17 protein-coding genes are annotated in these 19,400 nt (G+C 64.6%); 8 read left to right on the top strand and 9 right to left on the bottom strand.

Annotation, left to right across the window (positions count from 1 at the left end; all coding sequences use genetic code 11):
• The first annotated feature begins 14 nt into the window (after window positions 1-14).
• The 4 genes from lspA (at window position 15) to olsB (ending at window position 4,933) form a co-directional block, all read left to right on the top strand.
• On the top strand, window positions 15-491 hold the full coding sequence (lspA, locus tag NKI41_RS18840; RefSeq protein WP_352454178.1) for a signal peptidase II: 477 nt from the start codon (window positions 15-17) through the stop codon (window positions 489-491).
• 51 nt (window positions 492-542) lie between these two features.
• Window positions 543-1,532 (top strand): acrylyl-CoA reductase (NADPH), encoded by a 990-nt coding sequence (acuI, locus tag NKI41_RS18845; RefSeq protein WP_352469422.1) that lies wholly within the window; start codon window positions 543-545, stop codon window positions 1,530-1,532.
• 87 nt (window positions 1,533-1,619) lie between these two features.
• Entirely contained in the window at window positions 1,620-3,908 is a 2,289-nt protein-coding gene (locus tag NKI41_RS18850; RefSeq protein ID WP_352684496.1) for a PAS domain-containing hybrid sensor histidine kinase/response regulator, read from the top strand.
• Window positions 3,909-4,057: 149 nt separating this feature from the next.
• The gene (gene olsB, locus NKI41_RS18855) at window positions 4,058-4,933 is read left to right on the top strand and encodes a l-ornithine N(alpha)-acyltransferase (RefSeq protein ID WP_023675251.1); all 876 of its coding nucleotides are present in this window, start codon (window positions 4,058-4,060) and stop codon (window positions 4,931-4,933) included.
• 112 nt (window positions 4,934-5,045) lie between these two features.
• Here olsB and grpE read toward each other — a convergent pair whose 3' ends face one another.
• The gene (gene grpE / locus NKI41_RS18860; RefSeq protein WP_023675250.1) at window positions 5,046-5,681 is read right to left on the bottom strand and encodes a nucleotide exchange factor GrpE; all 636 of its coding nucleotides are present in this window, start codon (window positions 5,679-5,681) and stop codon (window positions 5,046-5,048) included.
• Between the two features lie 236 nt (window positions 5,682-5,917).
• Between grpE and NKI41_RS18865 the strand changes: the two genes are divergently transcribed.
• A complete protein-coding gene (locus tag NKI41_RS18865; protein WP_023675249.1) occupies window positions 5,918-6,121 on the top strand; it encodes a hypothetical protein in 204 nt (67 codons plus the stop codon).
• A gap of 126 nt (window positions 6,122-6,247) precedes the next feature.
• Entirely contained in the window at window positions 6,248-7,270 is a 1,023-nt protein-coding gene (locus tag NKI41_RS18870) for a fatty acid desaturase (protein ID WP_352469420.1), read from the top strand.
• 148 nt (window positions 7,271-7,418) lie between these two features.
• On the opposite strand, the gene NKI41_RS18875 is transcribed toward NKI41_RS18870, so the two are convergent.
• The 6 genes from NKI41_RS18875 to cysG form a co-directional block, all read right to left on the bottom strand.
• Entirely contained in the window at window positions 7,419-8,039 is a 621-nt protein-coding gene (locus NKI41_RS18875) for a DJ-1/PfpI family protein (RefSeq protein WP_352684498.1), read from the bottom strand.
• A gap of 137 nt (window positions 8,040-8,176) precedes the next feature.
• Window positions 8,177-8,713 carry a DUF934 domain-containing protein gene (locus NKI41_RS18880; RefSeq protein WP_352684500.1) on the bottom strand — a complete coding sequence of 179 codons (537 nt, stop codon included), beginning with the start codon at window positions 8,711-8,713 and terminating at the stop codon, window positions 8,177-8,179.
• 193 nt (window positions 8,714-8,906) lie between these two features.
• Window positions 8,907-9,671: a phosphoadenylyl-sulfate reductase gene (locus NKI41_RS18885; protein ID WP_352448339.1), complete on the bottom strand. Its 765-nt coding sequence runs from the start codon at window positions 9,669-9,671 to the stop codon at window positions 8,907-8,909.
• The gene (locus tag NKI41_RS18890) at window positions 9,646-11,316 is read right to left on the bottom strand and encodes a nitrite/sulfite reductase (RefSeq protein WP_352469418.1); all 1,671 of its coding nucleotides are present in this window, start codon (window positions 11,314-11,316) and stop codon (window positions 9,646-9,648) included. Before NKI41_RS18890 ends, NKI41_RS18885 begins: the two co-directional genes overlap by 26 nt.
• A 73-nt stretch (window positions 11,317-11,389) precedes the next feature.
• Window positions 11,390-11,695 carry a DUF2849 domain-containing protein gene (locus tag NKI41_RS18895; RefSeq protein WP_352684502.1) on the bottom strand — a complete coding sequence of 102 codons (306 nt, stop codon included), beginning with the start codon at window positions 11,693-11,695 and terminating at the stop codon, window positions 11,390-11,392.
• Window positions 11,692-13,143 (bottom strand): siroheme synthase CysG, encoded by a 1,452-nt coding sequence (cysG, locus tag NKI41_RS18900; protein WP_352684503.1) that lies wholly within the window; start codon window positions 13,141-13,143, stop codon window positions 11,692-11,694. Before cysG ends, NKI41_RS18895 begins: the two co-directional genes overlap by 4 nt.
• Before the next feature lie 440 nt (window positions 13,144-13,583).
• Between cysG and NKI41_RS18905 the strand changes: the two genes are divergently transcribed.
• Window positions 13,584-14,033, top strand: a complete 450-nt coding sequence (locus NKI41_RS18905) for a baeRF12 domain-containing protein (protein WP_352448343.1) — start codon at window positions 13,584-13,586, stop codon at window positions 14,031-14,033.
• Between the two features lie 227 nt (window positions 14,034-14,260).
• Window positions 14,261-16,033 (top strand): cation:proton antiporter domain-containing protein, encoded by a 1,773-nt coding sequence (locus NKI41_RS18910; protein ID WP_352684504.1) that lies wholly within the window; start codon window positions 14,261-14,263, stop codon window positions 16,031-16,033.
• A 112-nt stretch (window positions 16,034-16,145) separates the two neighbouring features.
• Here the strand turns inward: NKI41_RS18910 and NKI41_RS18915 are convergent, their stop codons facing one another.
• Both NKI41_RS18915 and NKI41_RS18920 read right to left on the bottom strand, forming a co-directional pair.
• Window positions 16,146-16,898, bottom strand: a complete 753-nt coding sequence (locus NKI41_RS18915; protein ID WP_023675240.1) for an SDR family NAD(P)-dependent oxidoreductase — start codon at window positions 16,896-16,898, stop codon at window positions 16,146-16,148.
• Between the two features lie 60 nt (window positions 16,899-16,958).
• Complete coding sequence (locus NKI41_RS18920; protein ID WP_352684506.1) at window positions 16,959-19,211, bottom strand: transglycosylase domain-containing protein; 2,253 nt, start codon at window positions 19,209-19,211, stop codon at window positions 16,959-16,961.
• Window positions 19,212-19,400 lie beyond the last annotated feature (189 nt).

The following is a 19,400-nucleotide window of genomic DNA, read 5'->3' on the forward strand; positions in this document are numbered from 1 at the left end:
TGAAACTGCAAACCATGAAGTCCTGGAGGCCGTATGCTCTTCTGGTCGTCGCCGCGATAGCGCTCGACCAGTGGGTGAAATACCTAGTCGAAACCGGTCTTGCCTTTCAGGAACGGCTCGACCTGCTTCCGTTCCTGGCGCTGTACCGCACCTACAACACCGGCATCGCGTTCTCGCTGTTTTCGTCCTTCGGCGACACCGGCCTGGTGGTCGTCGCGGTTCTGGTGGTCGCTTTCGTGCTCTATCTTGCGGCCCGCACGCCGCCCGGCCACCTGCTTGCCCGCATCGGCTTCGCACTGATCGTCGGCGGCGCGCTCGGCAACCTGATTGATCGCGCAATCTACGGTCATGTCATCGACTATGTCCTGTTCCATACGCCGGTCTGGTCCTTCGCGATCTTCAACCTCGCCGACGCCTTCATTTCGGTTGGTGCGGTGCTGGTCGTCTTCGACGAACTCATTGGCTGGCGGCGCGGAGCGTCGAGCGATTGACCTCACTCGCCTGGCGCCACACATTCTGATCTGCAAGCCCGAGGAGAAAAAATGCCCGAAACCTTCAAAGCCATCCTCGTTTCGCGTGACGCCGAGAAAAACCAGTCGGTCGCGGTGACCGAGCTTACCGAGGCAGACCTGATGGAGGGCGACGTCACCGTCGCGGTCGAGGCGACGACGGTGAACTACAAGGACGGTCTTGCAATTACCGGCAAGGCGCCGGTGATCCGCCGCTGGCCGCTGGTGCCGGGCATCGATTTCGCCGGCACCGTCATCTCGTCTTCCAATCCTGACTGGCGCAAGGGTGACAAGGTCATATTGAACGGCTGGGGCGTCGGCGAGACGCATTTCGGCGCCTTTGCAGGGCGCGCCCGCGTCAAGGGCGACTGGCTGGTGCCGTTGCCGGACGGCATGAGCCCGCATGATGCGATGGCGGTCGGCACCGCCGGCTACACCGCCATGCTTTGCGTCATCGCGCTGGAGCGCCACGGCATCGTGCCCGATCGCGGCCCGGTGGCGGTGACCGGCGCTGCCGGTGGCGTCGGCTCGGTCGCGGTCTCGATCCTGTCCAGCCTCGGCTATCACGTCATCGCCTCGACCGGCCGTGCTGCCGAAAGCCCCTATCTGATCGACCTCGGCGCCGCGGAAGTGATTTCACGCGACGAGCTTGCCCAGCCCGCAAAACCACTCGCCAAGGAACGCTGGGCCGGCGGCGTCGATGCGGTCGGCAGCCACACGCTGGCCAACGTTCTATCGATGACCTCCTATGGCGGCGCCGTTGCCGCTTGCGGCCTCGCCGGCGGCATGGACCTGCCGGCAAGCGTCGCGCCCTTCATCCTGCGCGGCGTCTCGCTGCTCGGCATCGATTCGGTGATGGCGCCGAAGGCGGTCCGCCTCGAGGCCTGGCGCCGTATCGGCGCCGATCTCGACCACGCAAAGCTTGCCAGCCTTTCGACGAGCATCGGCTTCGACGGCATCATCGGCGCCGCGCATGACATCGTCGAGGGTAAGATCCGCGGCCGCGTGGTGGTGGATATGTGAGCCCCCAAGGGAAAAAAAGAGCGCGACCGGTAAAATTCGAGCGATCAACCACAACCTTCGATAAGCTCTGTCTGGCAGGATTTCCGTATGATTGCGGAACCCGGCATCAGAGAGGCGGAACCAGCCGAACGGGCCGACGGGACGGCCCCCGCGGCGCCAGGACGGCAGCTTGTCGCCGCGCCACCGCTGGCGCCGGAACTGCCGGCCTCCAACCGCGAAGGCCTGCCCTTCCTGACGCTCGTCGCCATTGTCGTGCTGGCAGGCTTTTCGCATCTGACCGGGGCGCCGATCTTCATCACTATCGGCCTTTTGGCGACAGCCATCGCCGGGCTCGCCATGCATCTGCGCAACAGGCGCACCGAGCGCCGCGCGGTGGCCCTGCTCGATGCCACGACCGCCCGCAGCCGCGCCGAAATAGAGACGCTGGCCGACCGCATGTGGGAGATGCAGGAGAGCGAGGAGCGCTTTCGCGGGCTGATCGATGCACTCGGCGATCTCGTCGTCCATCGTGACCGCGACGGCCACATTGTCTACGCCAACAAGGTTTTCGCCGACCTTGTCGAAACCGACCAGCGCGACCTTGCCGGCAAGACCCTGGCCGAACTAGGCATCGATGTCGGCATCGTCCCCGACGCCGCGTTTTCCGACCATGAATGCCTGAGTTCCACCGACGTCGCCATTCGCACGCCGGACGGCCCACGCTGGTTCTCTTGGATCGAGCTGTCGGTGCGCGACAAGGACAGCGGCGCCGTTTCGCATCGCGCCATCGCCCGCGACATCACCGCTCGCAAGCGCGCCGAATCCTCGCTGATCACCGCCCGCGAGCGGGCCGAATATGCGAGCCAGGCCAAATCGCGCTTCCTCGCCACCGTCAGCCACGAGATCCGCACGCCGATGAACGGCATCATGGGCATGGCCCGGCTTCTCGCCGACACCAGCCTTTCGCCCGAGCAGCGGACCTATGTCGGCGCCATTTCGACCTCGGCCAGCGCGCTGCTGGCGCTGATCGAGGACCTGCTCGACTACTCCAAGATCGAGGCCGGCCGCTTCGATCCCGAACCGCAGCCGATGTCGGTGCGCGAGATCGCCGACAATGTCATCGAGCTTTTGGCGGCGCGGGCTTTTGCCAAGGATATCGGCCTCGGCTGTCATGTCGAACCCGACGTGCCGCAGCTGATCACCGCCGACCCCGGCAGGGTCAGGCAGGTGCTGCTCAATCTCATCGGCAACGCCGTCAAGTTCACCGACAGCGGCGGCGTCCTGGCAAGCATCGCCCGCGTCCGCACCGAAACCACCGACCGCATCCGCTTCACCATCACCGACACCGGCCCCGGTCTGCGCGAGGAGGACATGGAGCGCATATTCGAGGACTTCGAACAGGCTGACGGCACCTCGACCCGTGCGCATGGCGGTGCCGGCCTCGGTCTCGCCATTTCCAAGCGCCTGGTGACCGCCATGGGCGGCACTATCTCTGTGTCAAGCCGGCTTGGCCAGGGGTCCGAATTCGTCTTCGAGATTCCCGCTATTTCCGCCGTCGAGGCGCCGCAGATCCGCCAGGACGCGCTGTCGGGCCGGCATGCCGTGATCGTGTCGAAGAACCTGGTCGAGGCCGAAGCCCTCGCCCGCACCATTCGCGCCAATGGCGGCACGGTCGATCTGGCCACCGCCGCCGCCCAGGCCACCCCTTTCGCCGAGAGCTGCGACGTGCTGCTGATCGATGCTGCCATGGAGCAAAGCGACGGCAGGCTGCTCAGGCGCCTGCGCCAGAGCGGATTTGCCGATTGCGAGGCAGTGACGCTGATTGCACCGACCGACCGTGGCATGCTTGGCGAGTTCCGTGCCAATGGTTACGCCACCTTCCTTGCGAGGCCGGTGCGCGGCGAGACATTGCTGCGCGTGCTTTTGACCAGCCACGCGCCGGTCATCGCCGAGCCGCAACTGCAAAGGCGCGGCGCGCAGGCGGGGCACGCCATTGGCGCCCGCCAGCAGGGCCTGTCGGTGCTGATCGCCGAGGACAACGACATCAACGCCATGCTGGCCCGCGCCACGCTGCTGAAGGCCGGGCATCGCGTGAAAGTGGTCGGCAACGGCAAGGCCGCCGTCGAGGCGGTCATCAGCACCGGCCACAAGCACCGTTACGACGTGGTGCTGATGGACTTGCATATGCCTGTCATGGACGGCCTGGACGCCATCGCCGCCATCCGCCGCCATGAGGAGGAGACCGCGGTGCCGCCAGTGCCGATCATGGTGCTGTCGGCCGACAGCCAGGAAAAGACCCGCCACGCCGTGCTCGCTCACGGTGCCAGCGGCTTCGTCACCAAGCCGCTCGACCCCGATGCCCTGGTTCATGCGGTCGAAGGGCAAGCGGCCGCCTGAGGCACAACATAGACGGTTGATAGATTGCCCAGCCGACGAAGTATTGCCCGCAGAGCCGTATCACGGTACTGTCACAATCCTGTTGCACCTACACCGTATCCCCGTGCCAAGAGGGATGGCTCGAAGGAGAATCACTCGTGCATACAGTCATGCCGGAATGTGATGCTCGGCCGAACGCCAGCGGGCCTTTGCTCGTCGGCCGGAACGCCGATGCCGTCATAAAAGGCGCATCGCTCGGCCGCATCGGCAATCTCGAAGTGCGGCTCGCCCGCAACGAGGCCGAGATCGCTGCCGCGCAGGAAGTGCGCTACCGGGTGTTCTACGACGAGCTTGGTGCCAGGAAGGACCTGTTCCAGATGCAGGACCGCCGCGATGCCGATCGCTTCGATCCCCTCTGCGATCATCTGCTGGTCTTCGATACTTCGCTTTCCGGCCCCGAGCATCGCCGCATCGTCGGCACCTACCGCCTGCTGCGGCAGGAGATTGCCGCGGCCGCCGGCGGCTTCTATTCCGAAGGTGAATTCGAGCTGACCAAGCTCATCGCGCGGCATCCCGGCCAGCGCTTCCTCGAGCTCGGCCGCTCCTGCGTTCTGCCGGAATACCGCTCGAAGCGCACCATCGAGGCGCTGTGGCAAGGCATCTGGGCCTACATCAACCATTACGGCATCGGCGTGATGACCGGCTGCGCGTCGTTCCACGGCACCGTGCCTGCGGCACATGCCGAGGCGCTGACCTATCTTGCCCACCACTGCCGGACGAATTCATCCTGGGACGTGCGCGCCGTCGCCGGGCGCTATTGTTCCATGGATCTGATGCCGATCGAGGCCGTCAACACCAAGGCGGCGATCGCGGCGATGCCGCCGCTGGTCAAGGGCTATCTGCGCGTCGGCGCACGCATCGGCGACGGTTGCGTCATTGATCGTGAATTCTCGACGGTCGACGTGTTCGTGGTGATGCCGGTCAAGGAGATCGGCGCCCGCTACGTCAATTATTATGGCGGAGAAGCGCAGCGGTTTGCGGCCTGAATAGGGGAGTAGGCGGAGAGAAGGCAACGGCCCGAGTAGGCAATTGCTCTACTTTACCCGACGTAGCGCTATTCCCTACTCCCGTACTGCCCTATTCCCCTACTCCCCTAACTTACGCATCTTTCTCAGCCTGCTCGTTGACCGGCCCCGGCTCCACCGGCGCTTCGCTTGCGACATGCTTGGGGCCGCCCTTGGCGACGCCGACCATGGCCGGCCGCAGCACACGCTCGCCGATCGAATAGCCGGGCTGCACGACCTGCACGACCGTGTTGGCCGGTACGTCGGGATTGGGCACCTCGAACATCGCCTGGTGGAAATTCGGATCGAATTTCTCGCCCTCGGGCTCAAGCTTCTTCACGCCGTGGCGTTCCAGCGCCGACAGCATGGCGCGCTCGGTGATCTCGACGCCGTCGATCAGCGCCTTGAAGCCGGCATCGCCCGAAGCCTTGGCCTCCTCCGGGATGGCATCCAGCGCACGGCGCAGATTGTCCGACACCGAAAGCATGTCGCGGGCAAAATTGGCAACCGCATAGGCGCGCGCGTCGTGGACGTCGCGGGCGGTGCGGCGACGCAAGTTCTCCATGTCGGCCGCGACGCGCAGCGCGCGATCCTTCAGCTCTTCGTTTTCCTTCAGAAGCCGCACAAGCGCTTCATAGTCGCCGTCGACGCCACCTTCCCTTGGCTCCGCGGCAGCCTCGGTCTTCTCGGCTTCATCGGGCGCGCGTTCGTCTTTTGCCTGGTCGCTCATCGCCGTTTCCCGTCATTTTCGAATGGTGTGGATTTGCGCCCGATATCGAGGTTTAGCGGCCAAAAATCAAGGGGCAAGCGATACTGCAGCCGCTGTCGCTGCTTGATGGCGGACGGCGCAGACCTTTCGATTTTAATTCAAACTTTACCGTACCCGACGGCTTTGCTTGCCAGCATACTACAATGCGGGAACCATTCCTCCCCTGGAAGAGTTTCGAAGCCGACACAGGATTTTGGATGATGCCCCGCAGGAATGGCGAAAAACGCGACGGGCTCGCCGCCGATATCCGGCGCCAGCTCGGCACCGAGGCGACCAAGCGCTTTCTGCGCACCTTACCGGCCTTCCGCACGGAGTCCGATATTCCCGACCGTCTGAAGGAATTGCTCGACCGCCTGGACGGCGTCGAAGCCAAGGTGGTCGCAGGCGGGCGCCGTCGGTAGACACCGTCGCCAGCAACGCGACCTGCGATTGCGGCCGCAATTCCTCGCCATCGCGCGACATTTACCCGCAGTAACTTTGCGTGATCTCCGCCTTGCGGCAGCGCGCCGCTCCGCCTATGTTTCATGATGAACATGATTTCACCCGAAGCTGTGGCAAACAGCAAGCGCGCCTGGTTGAAGATTCTGTCGCGCTATAAAAAGCCCGACAGGCGTCGCAGCGCCGTCGAACTCGCCATCACCCTCATCCCCTTCGCCACGCTGTGGGCACTGTCCTCGGCCGCCTATGCCTATGGCCATTGGTGGGGTCTGGTCCTCATCCTTCCGGCAGCCGGCTTTCTGGTGCGTATCTTCATGATCCAGCACGATTGCGGCCACGGCTCCTTTTTTGCCAATCGCTATGCCGACGACTGGATCGGCCGCGTGCTTGGCGTGCTGACGCTGACGCCCTACGATTGCTGGCGCCGCGCCCACGCAACCCATCACGCCAGCGCCGGCAATCTCGACGAGCGCGGCACCGGCGACATCAAGACACTGACGGTCGCTGAATATCGGCAGCTGTCATGGCGGGGCCGGCTCGCCTATCGCCTCTATCGCCATCCGCTGGTGATGTTTGGCCTTGGCCCGATATGGATCTTCATTTTCGAGCAGAGACTGCCCTTGGGCATGATGCGGGGCGGTTTCACCCCCTGGGTGTCGTCGATGTCGACCAATCTCGCCATCGCGGTCATCGCCGCGCTGCTCATCTGGTTCGTTGGCCCCGGCGCGTTCCTGGTCGTGCATTTGCCGATCGTCATCCTCGCCGGATCGGCCGGCATCTGGCTGTTTTATGTCCAGCATCAGTTCGAGGAGACGGAGTGGACAAAGGACTCCGAGTGGGAATTCCAGCACGCTGCCCTGCACGGTTCGTCCTATTACGACCTGCCGCCGGTGCTGAACTGGATCACCGGCAATATCGGCGTCCACCACGTGCATCACCTCTCGGCCAAGGTGCCATGCTACCGGCTTCCGGAAGTGTTGAGGGACTATCCGGAGCTGCGTGAGATCGGCCGCGTCACACTCCTCGACAGCCTGCGCTGCGTCAAGCTGGCGCTGTGGGACGAGAGTCGCAGCAAGCTGGTATCGTTCCGCGAAGCGCGGATGGCCGTGTAAAGCATACCGCCGCACCTAAAGCGCGTCGCGCTCGACCGGCCTTCACGCGACGCGCTTTAGGTTGTTGTTTATGCATGCCGTTATCGCAAAACCGCTGACACTTTTGCGCGACATGCGTTAGGGGTGCGGCGGGCTCCACATTCCGAGCTTAAGCCGCCCGGCGCTGGTCGCGCATCAGGATCTCGCCCTGGCGGATCTCGGTGCCCAGCACTTTCAGGCATTCGCGCATGAAGGCGGCAAGGCCCGGCCAGCCCTTGGCCGACACCAGATTGCCGTCGACATGGGCGCCGGTCGGCGCAACATCGATATAGATGCCGCCGGCCAGCGTGACTTCCGGCTCGCAATATTGCAGCGCCGCGACTTCCCTGCCGCGCACCACGCCGTCGACCGCGATCAGGATCTGCACGCCGTGGCAGATGGTGAAGATCGGTTTTCCCGTCTCATGGAAATGCCGCACCAGCGCCTGCACGCCCTTGTCGATGCGGATATATTCCGGCCCGCGCCCGCCCGCCGCGTAGACGGCATCGTAGTCGGCCGGATTGACCTCGGAAAACGTCTTGTTGAGGATGTAGTCGTGGCCGAGCTTTTCCGTATAGGTCTGGTGGCCCTCGAAGTCGTGCAGCGAGGTCTTCAGGATATCGCCGGCCTTCTTGTCGGGGCAAACGACATGGACGGTGTGGCCCACCGCATGCATGGCCTGTTCAAAGACGAAAATCTCGTACTCCTCGCTGAACTCGCCAACGAGCATCAATATCTTCTTGCCAGCCATACCCGGTTCCTCCCTTGTGGCCACATTTATTCGGATCGCGAAATAATGGGCCCATCCTAAGGCGGAGAGGCGCAAAATAAAAGGCTGAATCGGGAATGTGGTCCGACCAGATAGGGCTTCTGGCCCTCTGGAGCGGATCAGCCGGCGCGCACCCGCCGCCAGGAATATTTCGGGCCTTTGGCCTCCGGCTTCACCGCCGGCTGATAGAACAGCGGAAGTCCGCCGGTGCGGCCTTGCTCGAGCCGCTTCAGCAGCACCGGGTGCGATACCTCGAATTCATCGAAGCCGACGCGCAGCATATGCGGCAACTGATCGATCAGCACCTGCCCGGTGGCGCGCATAGCGCCTGCAAAATGATAACGGCTGCGCAGCAATTCGCCCTTGGAGAACGAGCGGCCGTCATTGAACGCCGGAAACGCCAGCGCCACCAGCGACAGCTGATCGAGCAGGCCTGCGATCTTCTCGAGCTGATCGCCGGGCTGCAGCAGCACACCGATGCGCTCCTTCGCCGACCGCCGCACCTCCGGATCGAGGCCGAGAAACGCCTGCAACGGCAGGATGAAACGGCCATTGCCGATCAGCGCCTCGGCGCTTTCGGCATGAACCCACTCGTCCTCGCGGAACCCATCCGGTGTCCACAGCCGCATGGCGTTTTCGGCTATCAAATCGCTCATCAAGAAAATTCCCAAGTCCAAAGATTCTAAAGTGCACCGTGAGATTCAGGTCAGGCCGAGCCGGAACCGAAGGCGGGCGCGAAGCGACCAAACTGCGTGGCTTCCGAGAACCGGAGCGGAGCGTACTTTGGGTACGTGAGCGCCGGAAGCGCAGGAAGCCGCCGTTTGCAGGCCGGCTGGATATCAACATATCCTAAAGCGAGGCGTCGGTCAGCGACCTTTCCAGCCCCGACAAGTGGATGCCGCATTCGGTCTTGGCGTGCCCGGCCCAGCGGCCGCTGCGCGCATCGTCGCCCGGTTGCACCGGCTGCGTGCATGGGAAACAGCCGATCGACAGATAGCCATAGGCGACCAGCGGGTTCTCACGCAGCGCATGCGCGCGCATGTAGCCGGCCTGGTCCGATGTCGTCCAGTGCGCCAGCGGATTGATGCGGATGCGCGAGCCGACCGCCTCGAACACCGGCAGCGCTGCCCGGGTCGCCGCCTGGAAGCGCTTGCGGCCGGTGAACCAGGCGCGGAACGGCTCGACGCCGCGCGCCAGCGGCTCGACCTTGCGGACGTCGCAGCAGGCGTCGGTGTCGGTCTCGTTCAGATTGCCGGTCGGGTCGATCCTTGCCAGCGCCGCATCGTCGGGCCTGATCACCCGGATATCGCTCAGCCCGAAATCGGCGGCCAGCGCGTCACGATAGCCGAGCGTCTCCTCGAAATGCTTGCCGGTGTCGAGAAAGATCACCGGCAGCGTCCGGTCGATCTCGGCGATCATGTGCAGCAGCACCGCCGAATCCGCGCCGAAGGACGAGACGGCGGCGATTTCGCCGTGAAAGAACTCCCGGGTCGACCGCTCGATGATCTCCAGCGGCTTCAGATGGCCGTAGAGCGCGTCGAGACCCGCTGCTTGGGCGGCGATGCCGGCCTCGACGTCGACGATACGGTCAAGCGGCCTTGGCTTCGCCAGCATAGAGCGCCTCCTTGAACGGCGCGGGACCGACTCGGCGGTAGGCGTCGATGAATCTTTCGTTTCTGTCCAGCCGAAGCCCGAGATAGGTCTCGACGATCTGCTCGATGGCATCGGTGATCTCTTCCGAACTGAAGCCGCGGCCGATGATCTCGCCGACCGAGGTGTTCTCGTCGGCCGAGCCGCCGAGCGTCACCTGGTAGAGCTCGGCGCCTTTCTTCTCGACCCCGAGGATGCCGATATGGCCGACATGGTGATGGCCGCAGGCATTGATGCAGCCGGAAATCTTCAGCTTCAATTCGCCGATGTCGCGCTGGCGCTCCAGCGAAGCAAAGCGCCGCGAGATTTCCTGCGCCACGGGAATGGAACGCGCCGTTGCCAGCGCGCAATAGTCGAGGCCGGGGCAGGAGATGATGTCGCTGATCAGGTTGGAATTGGCCGTCGCCAGCCCGATATCGACAAGCGCGTCATAGACCGCCTTGAGGTCGGCACGCGCCACATGCGGCAGGATCAGGTTCTGCTCGTGGCTGACGCGCAGCTCGTCGAATGAATATTTTTCGGCAATGTCGGCGACCGCTTCCATCTGGCTGTCGGAGGCATCGCCCGGCGTCTCGCCGATGCCCTTGAGCGAGATGGTCACCGCCGCGTAGTCGGGATGGCGATGGGTGACCACATTCTGATCCAGCCATTCGGAAAAGCTCTTGGAGTCGAGACGGGCAAGCTTGACCGCCTCGTCGCCTTCCGGCCGGTCGACAAGTGGAGGCGGCGCGAAATAGGCATCGATGGCGCGGATGTCTTCTTCCGGCAGCCTCAGCTCGGCGTCCTTCAACTCCTGCCATTCGGCCTCGACCTGGCGGGTGATCTCCTCGACGCCGGTCTCATGGACCAGGATCTTGATGCGCGCCTTGAACTTGTTGTCGCGCCGGCCGTAGAGGTTGTAAACGCGAAGGATCGCCGTGCAGTAGGACAACAGATCCGCTTCGGGCAGGAAATCGCGGATCTTCTTGGCGACCATCGGCGTGCGGCCTTGGCCGCCGCCGACATAGACGGCGAAACCGAGCTCGCCGGCGGCGTTCTTCTTCAGGTGCAGGCCGATGTCGTGCGTCTGGATGGCGGCGCGGTCGCGCTCGGCGCCGGTCACCGCGATCTTGAATTTTCGCGGCAGGAACGAGAACTCCGGATGCACCGAGGACCATTGCCGCAGGATTTCGGCATAGGGGCGCGGATCGGCAACCTCGTCGGCGGCTGCGCCGGCGAAGTGGTCGGCGGTGACGTTGCGAATGCAATTGCCGCTGGTCTGGATGGCGTGCATCTCGACGCTTGCCAGATCCGCCAGGATCGCCGGGATGTCCGACAGCGCCGGCCAGTTGAACTGGATGTTCTGGCGCGTCGTGAAATGGCCGTAACCCTTGTCGTATTTGCGGGCGATGTGGCCAAGCATGCGCAGCTGCTTGCTGTTCAGCGTGCCGTAGGGCACCGCGATGCGCAGCATATAGGCATGCAGTTGCAGATAGACGCCGTTCATCAGCCGCAGCGGCCGGAACTGGTCCTCGGTGATCTCGCCGGCAAGGCGCCGCGCGACCTGGTCGCTGAACTCGGCGACGCGGGCCTTGACGAAATCGTGGTCGAACTCATCGTAACGGTACATATTCAGGTCTTTCCGGGCGCGTCCGCCCGTTATTTTCTTCGTTCGAGCATGATCGGGATCATGCTTGGGTCATCTATGCCGCGCGTGCGGCTTGCGGACGGGCCTGCTTGCCCAGGTCGTTGCGGGTGGTCGGGCCGGCGGCACGGATCTTTTCACGCAGCCGGACCGCTTCGACCGTGCCGTTGGCCACGGTCACGTCGATCAGATTGACGTCGACCACTTCGTTGTTGGCGGAGGCCTTGGTGCCGATCGCCTCCAGCCGGTCCTCGGCCGCCTTGTCATGGGCGATGTCGGCATGGTCGATGGTCTCGGCCCAGCCGCCGTTGGCGTACCAGACGGCTATGCCGTCGGCGAGGCGGTTCGCGGTCAGGACTTTCATTGGTTCACTCCTTGCGCGGCAGTACGGGCCACGCTTTCCTGCCTGTGTGCCGCCAGCGGCTCGGACCGTTCGAAGTTGGCGCCGGCGACGGCGTCGCCAATGATGGTCATCACCGGGCCGCTGAGGTCGGCACGCGCCTCCAGCGACGGCAGGTCGGCGAGCGTGCCGTGGAAACGGCGGCGGTTGGCAAGGCTGGCATTCTCGACCACGGCGACGGCCGTATCCGGCGACAGGCCGGCTTCGATCAGCCGGCCGGCGACCTCTGCAGCGACCGAGCGGCCCATATAGACGGCGACCGTCGCGCCGGAAATGGCGAGCTTTGCCCAATCTGGCAGCGAATTTCCCTTGAGGTCATGGCCGGTGGTGAACACCATCGACGACGACACGCCGCGCAGCGTCAGCGGCAGTTCGAAATCGGCGGCGGCGGCGAAGGCCGCGGTGACGCCCGGAACCACTTCGTAGGCGACGCCGGCATCGCGAAGTGCCGCCATCTCCTCGCCGGCCCGGCCGAACACCAGCGGGTCGCCGGACTTCAGCCGCACGACACGCTTGCCGGCGTGGCCAAGCTCGACCAGCAGCGCATTGATCTCGGCCTGGCTCTTGGAATGGCAGCCCTTGCGCTTGCCGACCGGCAGGCGCTCGGCATCGCGACGGCCCATTGCGACGATCGCCTCCGGCACCAGCGCGTCATGGACGATCACGTCGGCTTCCATCAGCAGGCGATGGGCGCGCAGCGTCAAAAGGTCCTCGGCGCCTGGACCGGCGCCTACAAGCGCGATATGGCCCGATGCCGGTTCTGTCGAAAGCAGCAGGCCGACGGCCGCATCATGCGCCTGCGAAAGCTCGCCTGCCTCGACAGCGCGGGCCGGCGCGCCGCCAAAGAAATCGCTCCAGAAGCGGCGGCGGGCATTGCCCTTCGGCAGCAGTCTTTCGGCGGTGTCGCGAAACGATGCGGCGAGCGCCGCGAGCGGCCCGAGCGAGGGCGCCAGCATGCGGTCAATGCGGCTGCGCAGCATCTGCGCCAGCACCGGGCCGGCACCTTCCGTGCCGATGGCAATGGCGACCGGCGCGCGGTTGACCAGTGCCGGCGTGAAGAAATCGCATAGCTCCGGCCGGTCGACGGCATTGACCGGAATGCCTAGCCGGCGCGCATCCCCGGCAACGCGGCGATCGAGCGCCTCGTCGCCGCTGGCGGCAAACACCATCACCGCACCATTGAGATGTGCTGCATCATAGGCGTCGGCGATGTGGGCGGCCCCCGTCTCGGCGATAAAGGCCAGCAGCTCGGGGCTTGTTTCATCGCTGACGATGCGCAGCACAGCGCTCGACTGCGCGAGCAGCCGCGCCTTGGCCAGCGCTTCCTCTGCGCCGCCGACGATGGCTATGGCTTCGCCCTCGACCCGCATGAAGACGGGAAAGGCATTGAGCTTGGGTGTGGCTTGCGGCATGACGAGCGGAATCCTGGAACCGTTTGTCAGTTCTACGCGGGGGCGCGAAAAACCAGAAGGCACCCACTCGCGCATCGCTTCGTAGCAGGCAATCTCTTTTCTGCAAGCATGAAGGCCAAGAGAAAAATATTCCACATTCAAATGCGGGGCAGATTGAAGCTGCTGTTGCAGCCCTTGATCCGCTGCCTTTTTAGCGGCCGGAGGAGCTAACCACAAAACAGATTTTTCTAAATTCTATCAATTTAGTAGATTAAGCCGCCGGATGCTGACCGAGCGATCGACGGCAGCCCCGCACTCTCGCCGACCCCTGTCGGAGCACCGGGTCCGAGTGCCGGAACATTCCCGCCTCGGCACGCGTTTGCTCTATGGACCCAGGCCCGGTCACACCCCTGCGGCAAAGGCCCGGCGATGGGCTCGAAAAATCAAAAAAGGAGCGCCCCATGAGCAACGTCAGACTGAAACGCGGACTATGGATCGTGGTGGCAGATGGCGAAAAGGCGCTGTTCCTCGAGAACCGTGGAGACGTCCAATATCCCGACCTTCAGGTCGTGCACGAGATGGAGCAGGAAAATCCGGCAACCCGAGAACAAGGCACGGACCGCCCCGGCCGCTACAGCGACGGCCCTTCCGTCCACCGCAGTGCGGTCGAGGACACCGACTGGCACCGTCTCGGCAAGGAGCGTTTTGCCGAAGAGATTGCCGACAGGCTCTACAAGCTCGCGCATCGCGGCAGCTTCAAGGAGATCGTGCTGATCGCGCCGCCGCCGGTGCTGGGCGACATGCGCAGGAAGCTGCACAAGGAGGTCACCGACAAGATAACGGCCGAAATTCCAAAGACGCTGACCAACCACAGCATACCCGATATCGAGAGCCTGCTGCAGGCGACCTGATCGGGCATCGGCGGCGCGCAACTTTCGTTTCCGTAGCAATCGCCTGCCTGGAGCAGGCCGCGCCGGGTGGCAACGCTTGCCGGCTCAACGCCTTTTTGCCGCCTTGCCATCGATTTCATGGGAATTGCGGGTTGTCTCGCGACTGTCCCAGCCTCCATACTGCCAAGGCGGCGGCTTTTGGACGGCGCATATCCGACATCGCGATTCCTGAAGGTGCTCCATAGACAATGCCGCATGACACGCCCCTTATCGCCACCATCGTCGCCGGTCTGGGGCTGGCTTTCGTCTTCGGCGCACTTGCCAACCGTTTTCGCGTGCCGCCGCTGGTAGGCTACCTCGTCGCCGGCGTTCTGGTTGGACCGAACACGCCGGGTTTCGTCGCCGATGCCGGCCTCGCCAATGAACTTGCCGAGATCGGCGTCATCCTGCTGATGTTCGGCGTCGGCCTGCATTTCTCGCTGAAGGACCTGTTGTCGGTCCGCGCCATCGCCGTGCCCGGCGCCATTGTGCAGATCGGCTTCGCGACGGCCCTCGGCGCCGGCCTTGCCTGGATGCTCGGCTGGTCGATGGGCGCGGGACTGGTCTTCGGCCTGGCGCTTTCCGTGGCCTCGACCGTGGTGCTGTTGCGCGCCCTGCAGGAGCGGCGGCTGATCGAGACCGAGCGCGGCCGCATCGCCGTCGGCTGGCTGATCGTCGAGGATCTGGCGATGGTGCTGGCGCTGGTGCTTTTGCCGGCGTTGGCCGGCGTGCTCGGCGGCCAAGAGCAGGTTGAGGTGCACTCCAGCGGTCTGCTGTCGCTGCCGGCGAGCTACGGCGTCTGGGGCGTCGTCGCCATCACACTGGCCAAGGTCGCGGCCTTTGTCTTGGTCATGCTGGTGGTCGGCCGCCGGCTTATCCCCTGGATCCTGCACTACGTCGCCCATACCGGATCGCGCGAACTGTTCCGGTTGGCGGTGCTTGCGATTGCGCTTGGCGTCGCCTTCGGCGCGGCCAAGCTGTTCGGCGTGTCGCTGGCTCTCGGCGCTTTCTTCGCCGGCATGATCATGAGCGAATCCGAGCTCAGCCACCGGGCGGCCGAGGAATCGCTGCCGCTGCGCGACGCCTTTTCCGTGCTGTTCTTCGTTTCGGTCGGCATGCTGTTCGACCCGTTCAGCGTGATCAGCAATGGCTGGCCGATCCTGGCGACGCTGGCCATCATCGTTGTCGGCAAGTCGCTGGCAGCCTTCGTCATCGTCGTCGTCTTCCGCTATCCGGTGGCAACCGCATTGATGATTTCGGCAAGCCTAGCCCAGATCGGCGAATTCTCGTTCATCCTGGCTGAACTCGGCGTCGGGCTGAAACTGCTGCCCGAACAAGGCCGCGACCTCATCCTCGCCGGCGCCATCCTGTCGATCGTCCTCAATCCGCTGATGTTTTTTGCCGTCGACCGGATGAAACCCTGGCTGGAAGCACGCGCCGGCAGGACGGCGCCGTCCGGCGAAGCAAGGCCGATCGGCCCGGCGACCGAGCCCGGCCAGGTGGCTTCGGTCGCGGCGCCTGCTAACGAGGATGGCCCACCGCCCAGGACCAGGCTGACCGGCCACACCATCCTGATCGGCTACGGCCGCGTCGGCAGCCTCGTCGGCACGGCGCTGAAGCAGGCCGCCCTGCCCTTCCTCGTCATCGAGGATGCCGACAAGACGCTGGCGAAGCTCAAGGCCGAAGGGGTCGAAACCGTACCCGGCAACGCGGCGAGTGGCGACGTGTTCGCCGCATCCAATCCCGAGGGGGCGAAGCGGCTGATCCTGGCCATTCCCAACGCCTTCGAGGCCGGGCAGGTCGTTCTGCGCGCCCGCGCCGCCAATCCGACAATCGAAATCATCGCCCGCGCCCATTCCGATGCCGAGGTCGAGCACCTCAAAAACCTTGGTGCCGACACCGTCATCATGGGCGAACGCGAGATCGCCCGCGGCATCGTCGAGGAGGTTTTGGCAGCACCGAAAGCGCCCACGGCAGCCTAAGCCTGCGCCGCCCCGCCAGCGTTGCGGTCAAGCCCTTCTCCCCGTTCTTCACGGGAGAAGGTCCCGGCAGGGGGATGAGGGGCAGCGTCAACGATTGATCAAAACCAACCGCTCAAACGTGCTGGCCGCCATTGATATGGATTTCCGAGCCGGTCACGTAGGACGCCTGCTGCGAGCACAGGAAGAAGATGATGTCGGCGACTTCTGCCGTGGTGCCCAATCTTCTCAGCGGGATTGTCTCGACGATTTTTTCGGTGCCCGGCGACAGGATCGCGGTGTCGATCTCGCCCGGTGCGATCGCGTTGACGCGAATGCCGTGCGGGCCGAAATCATGCGCCATCTCGCGCGTCAGCGAGCCGAGTGCTGCCTTCGACGTCGCATAGGCGGTACCGGCGAAAGGATGCACGCGGGTGCCGGCGATCGAGGTGACGTTGACGATCGAGCCCTTGGCCGATGCCAGTTCCTTGAACAGTCCGCGCGCCAGCATGATCGGGGCGAAGAAATTCACCTGGAAGACGTCGCGCCAGACATGCATCGGCGTGTCGATAGAGTTCATGCGGCTGTTGCCGTCCTTGAGCTTCGGCGAGATGCCGGCATTGTTGACGAGCGCATGCAGCTGCCCGCCATGCGCCTCGAGCCGGTGGCGGATCTCGGAGATGGCGATGCCGACATCCTCCTGGTCGGCGAGGTCGACCTTGATATGGTCTTCGGGGCCGGCCGGCCACGGGCAGTCCTCGGCAAAGGCCTGGCGCGAGCAGGTGATGACGCGCCAGCCTTCGCGTGAAAAGCGCTTGACAGTGGCATGGCCGATGCCACGGCTGGCGCCGGTCAGCACGATGGTTTTTCTGGTGTCGGTCTCTGCCATTCGCGGTCTCCAAACGGGAGATGTAGCGGAACGCGGCAGCGGTGGCGAGGGGCCCGTCGCTCAGCCGCCTGTCAGAATGTCCAATATCGAGGTCTGCCGCTTCTTGACCGGGCCGCCGACATTGCCGGGCGGCACCGGATGCTTGATCGATCCGGTGGCGCTATCGACGCCCGGCATGGCAAGGCCGCCGGCATCGACCGTCTCGGCAGGACGCGCGGGACGCGAAGCCGACCGGGTGGCTGCCACAGGCGGCGCCGATTGGCCGACGGAAGCGACCGGCGCCGGCGGCGCCGTATCGGACGGTATGTCGTCCGGGACGATGGTGTCGGGCGGCGTCGACTTCCAGGTTCCAGGCAGCGGCCGCACCGGCACGCCCTCATGCGCGGCGACCATGAACTCGTGCCAGGCCTGCGCCGGCAGCGCGCCGCCGGTGACCTTCTTCATCGCGCTGCCGTCATCATTGCCGAACCAGACGCCGGTGGTCAGATTGGCGGTATAGCCGATGAACCACGCGTCGCGCGAGTTCTGGCTGGTGCCTGTCTTGCCGGCGGCCGGCCAGGCGAACGCCGCCTTCCTGGCCGTGCCGATCTCGACCGTGCCGGTCATCATCGAGTTCATCATGCCGACGACATCGGGATTGACGACCCGCGGCGCACCGCCGCCATTATTTTCGTAGAGCACCTTGCCGTCGCTCGTCGTGACGCGGCGGATGAAATGGATGTCGGGCTTATAACCGCCGTTGGCAAAGGGAACATAGGCCGAGGTCAGTTCCAGCGGCGTCACTTCCGAGGTGCCCAGCGCGATCGAGGTATTGGCCGTAAGCTCGGACTGGATGCCCATGCGGTGCGCCGCCTCGACCACCGCATTCGGCCCGACTTCCATGGTCAGCTGCGCGGCAACCGAATTCAGCGATTTTGCCAGCGCCGTCGCCAGCGTCACCTTGCCGAAATATTTGCCGCCGTAATTGTCGGGCGTCCAGTTGCCGATCTTGATCGGCGCGTCGTTGCGCACGCTGTCGGGCGTGCGGCCGGATTCCAGCGCCGCCATGTAGACGAACGGCTTGAACGCCGAGCCCGGCTGGCGGCGCGCCTCCGAGGCGCGGTCGAACTGGCTGGTCGAATAGTCGTAACCGCCGACCATCGCACGCACCGCGCCGGAATTGTCGATCGACACCAGCGCGCCCTGGCTGACATTGAGCTTCTTGCTGCTCTGGTCGATCAGCCGGCGGATCGATTGCTCGGCGAGTTTCTGCAGCGTCAGGTCGACAGTCGTGTCGACGACGATATCGCGGCGCACGTCGCCGATCAGGTCGGGCAGTTCTTCCATGATCGTATCGGCGACGTAGTTTTCCGAGCCGGTCCAGTAGGACGGCGCGCGTGTCGCCGGCGCGCTCATCGCCGTGGTCTGCTCCTTGGCGCTGATCTTGCCCTCGTCGCGCATCGCGGCGAGCACCAGCTGCGAGCGCTGCTCGGCCGCCTTCGGGTCGCGCGCCGGCGACAGCCGCGACGGCGCCTTGAGCAGGCCGGCGAGAAGGGCGGCCTCCGACAGCGTGACGTCGCGCGCGCTCTTGCCGAAATAGCGGCGCGAGGCCGCTTCGACACCATAGGCGCCAGAGCCGAAATAAACCCGGTTGAGGTACATTTCGAGGATCTGGTCCTTCGTATGCTTGTGCTCCAGCCACAGCGCCAAGAGCACTTCCTGCACCTTGCGTTCCAGCGTGCGGTCCGGCGTCAGGAACAGGTTCTTGGCCAGCTGCTGGGTCAGCGTCGAGCCGCCCTGCGAAAAATGCCCGCCCAGCACATTGGTCACCATCGCCCGGGAAAGGCCGATCGGGTCGATGCCGAAATGCGAATAGAAGCGGCGGTCTTCGATGGCGATGACGGCCTCGGGAATATAGGGCGACATTTCGTGCAGGCCGACGGCCTCGCCGCCGCTCATGCCGCGATTGCCAAGCAGCTGGCCGTCGACCGAGACGATCTTGATGTTGGGGGCGCGATCGGGAATGGCCCAGGTGGTGGCCGCCGGCATTTTCGCGCCGTAATAGACGACGATGCCGGCAGTGGCGATGCCGCCCCAGATGGCCAGCACGAAGCACCAGTAGAACAGCCGGGCAAGCACGCCGAACACGCCGCGCCGGCTTTTGCCGCGCCCGCCGCGCGGCGGCTTGGCCTTGGACGATTTGCGCTTTGCAGCGGCTTTTCGGTTGCTCGGCACGACGCGGTCCTCCTCGCTTACCGAAAAACCGGCCGAGGATCTCGCCCCCGGCGATGCCTCGAAGCTGGGCTCGATGCGGCTGTCTTTCCGGTTCGCCATGCGCTGTGCTGTCTTCCCCATGCTTATGGCGTTGGGGTTGAAGACTAGATGCGGCGGTTTAAAGGCGGGTTAAGTCGGGAAAAATCGAAGTAAACTGTATTCAGTCGCTTGCCGAACGGCTGCGGCCCGCGACAGCGCCAGAAATGAAAACCCGCCTCGGCGGGCGGGTCGTTGGGGCCAATGAGCACC

This window comes from Mesorhizobium sp. M0601, from assembly GCF_040320845.1.
In the GTDB taxonomy this organism is placed as follows: domain Bacteria; phylum Pseudomonadota; class Alphaproteobacteria; order Rhizobiales; family Rhizobiaceae; genus Mesorhizobium.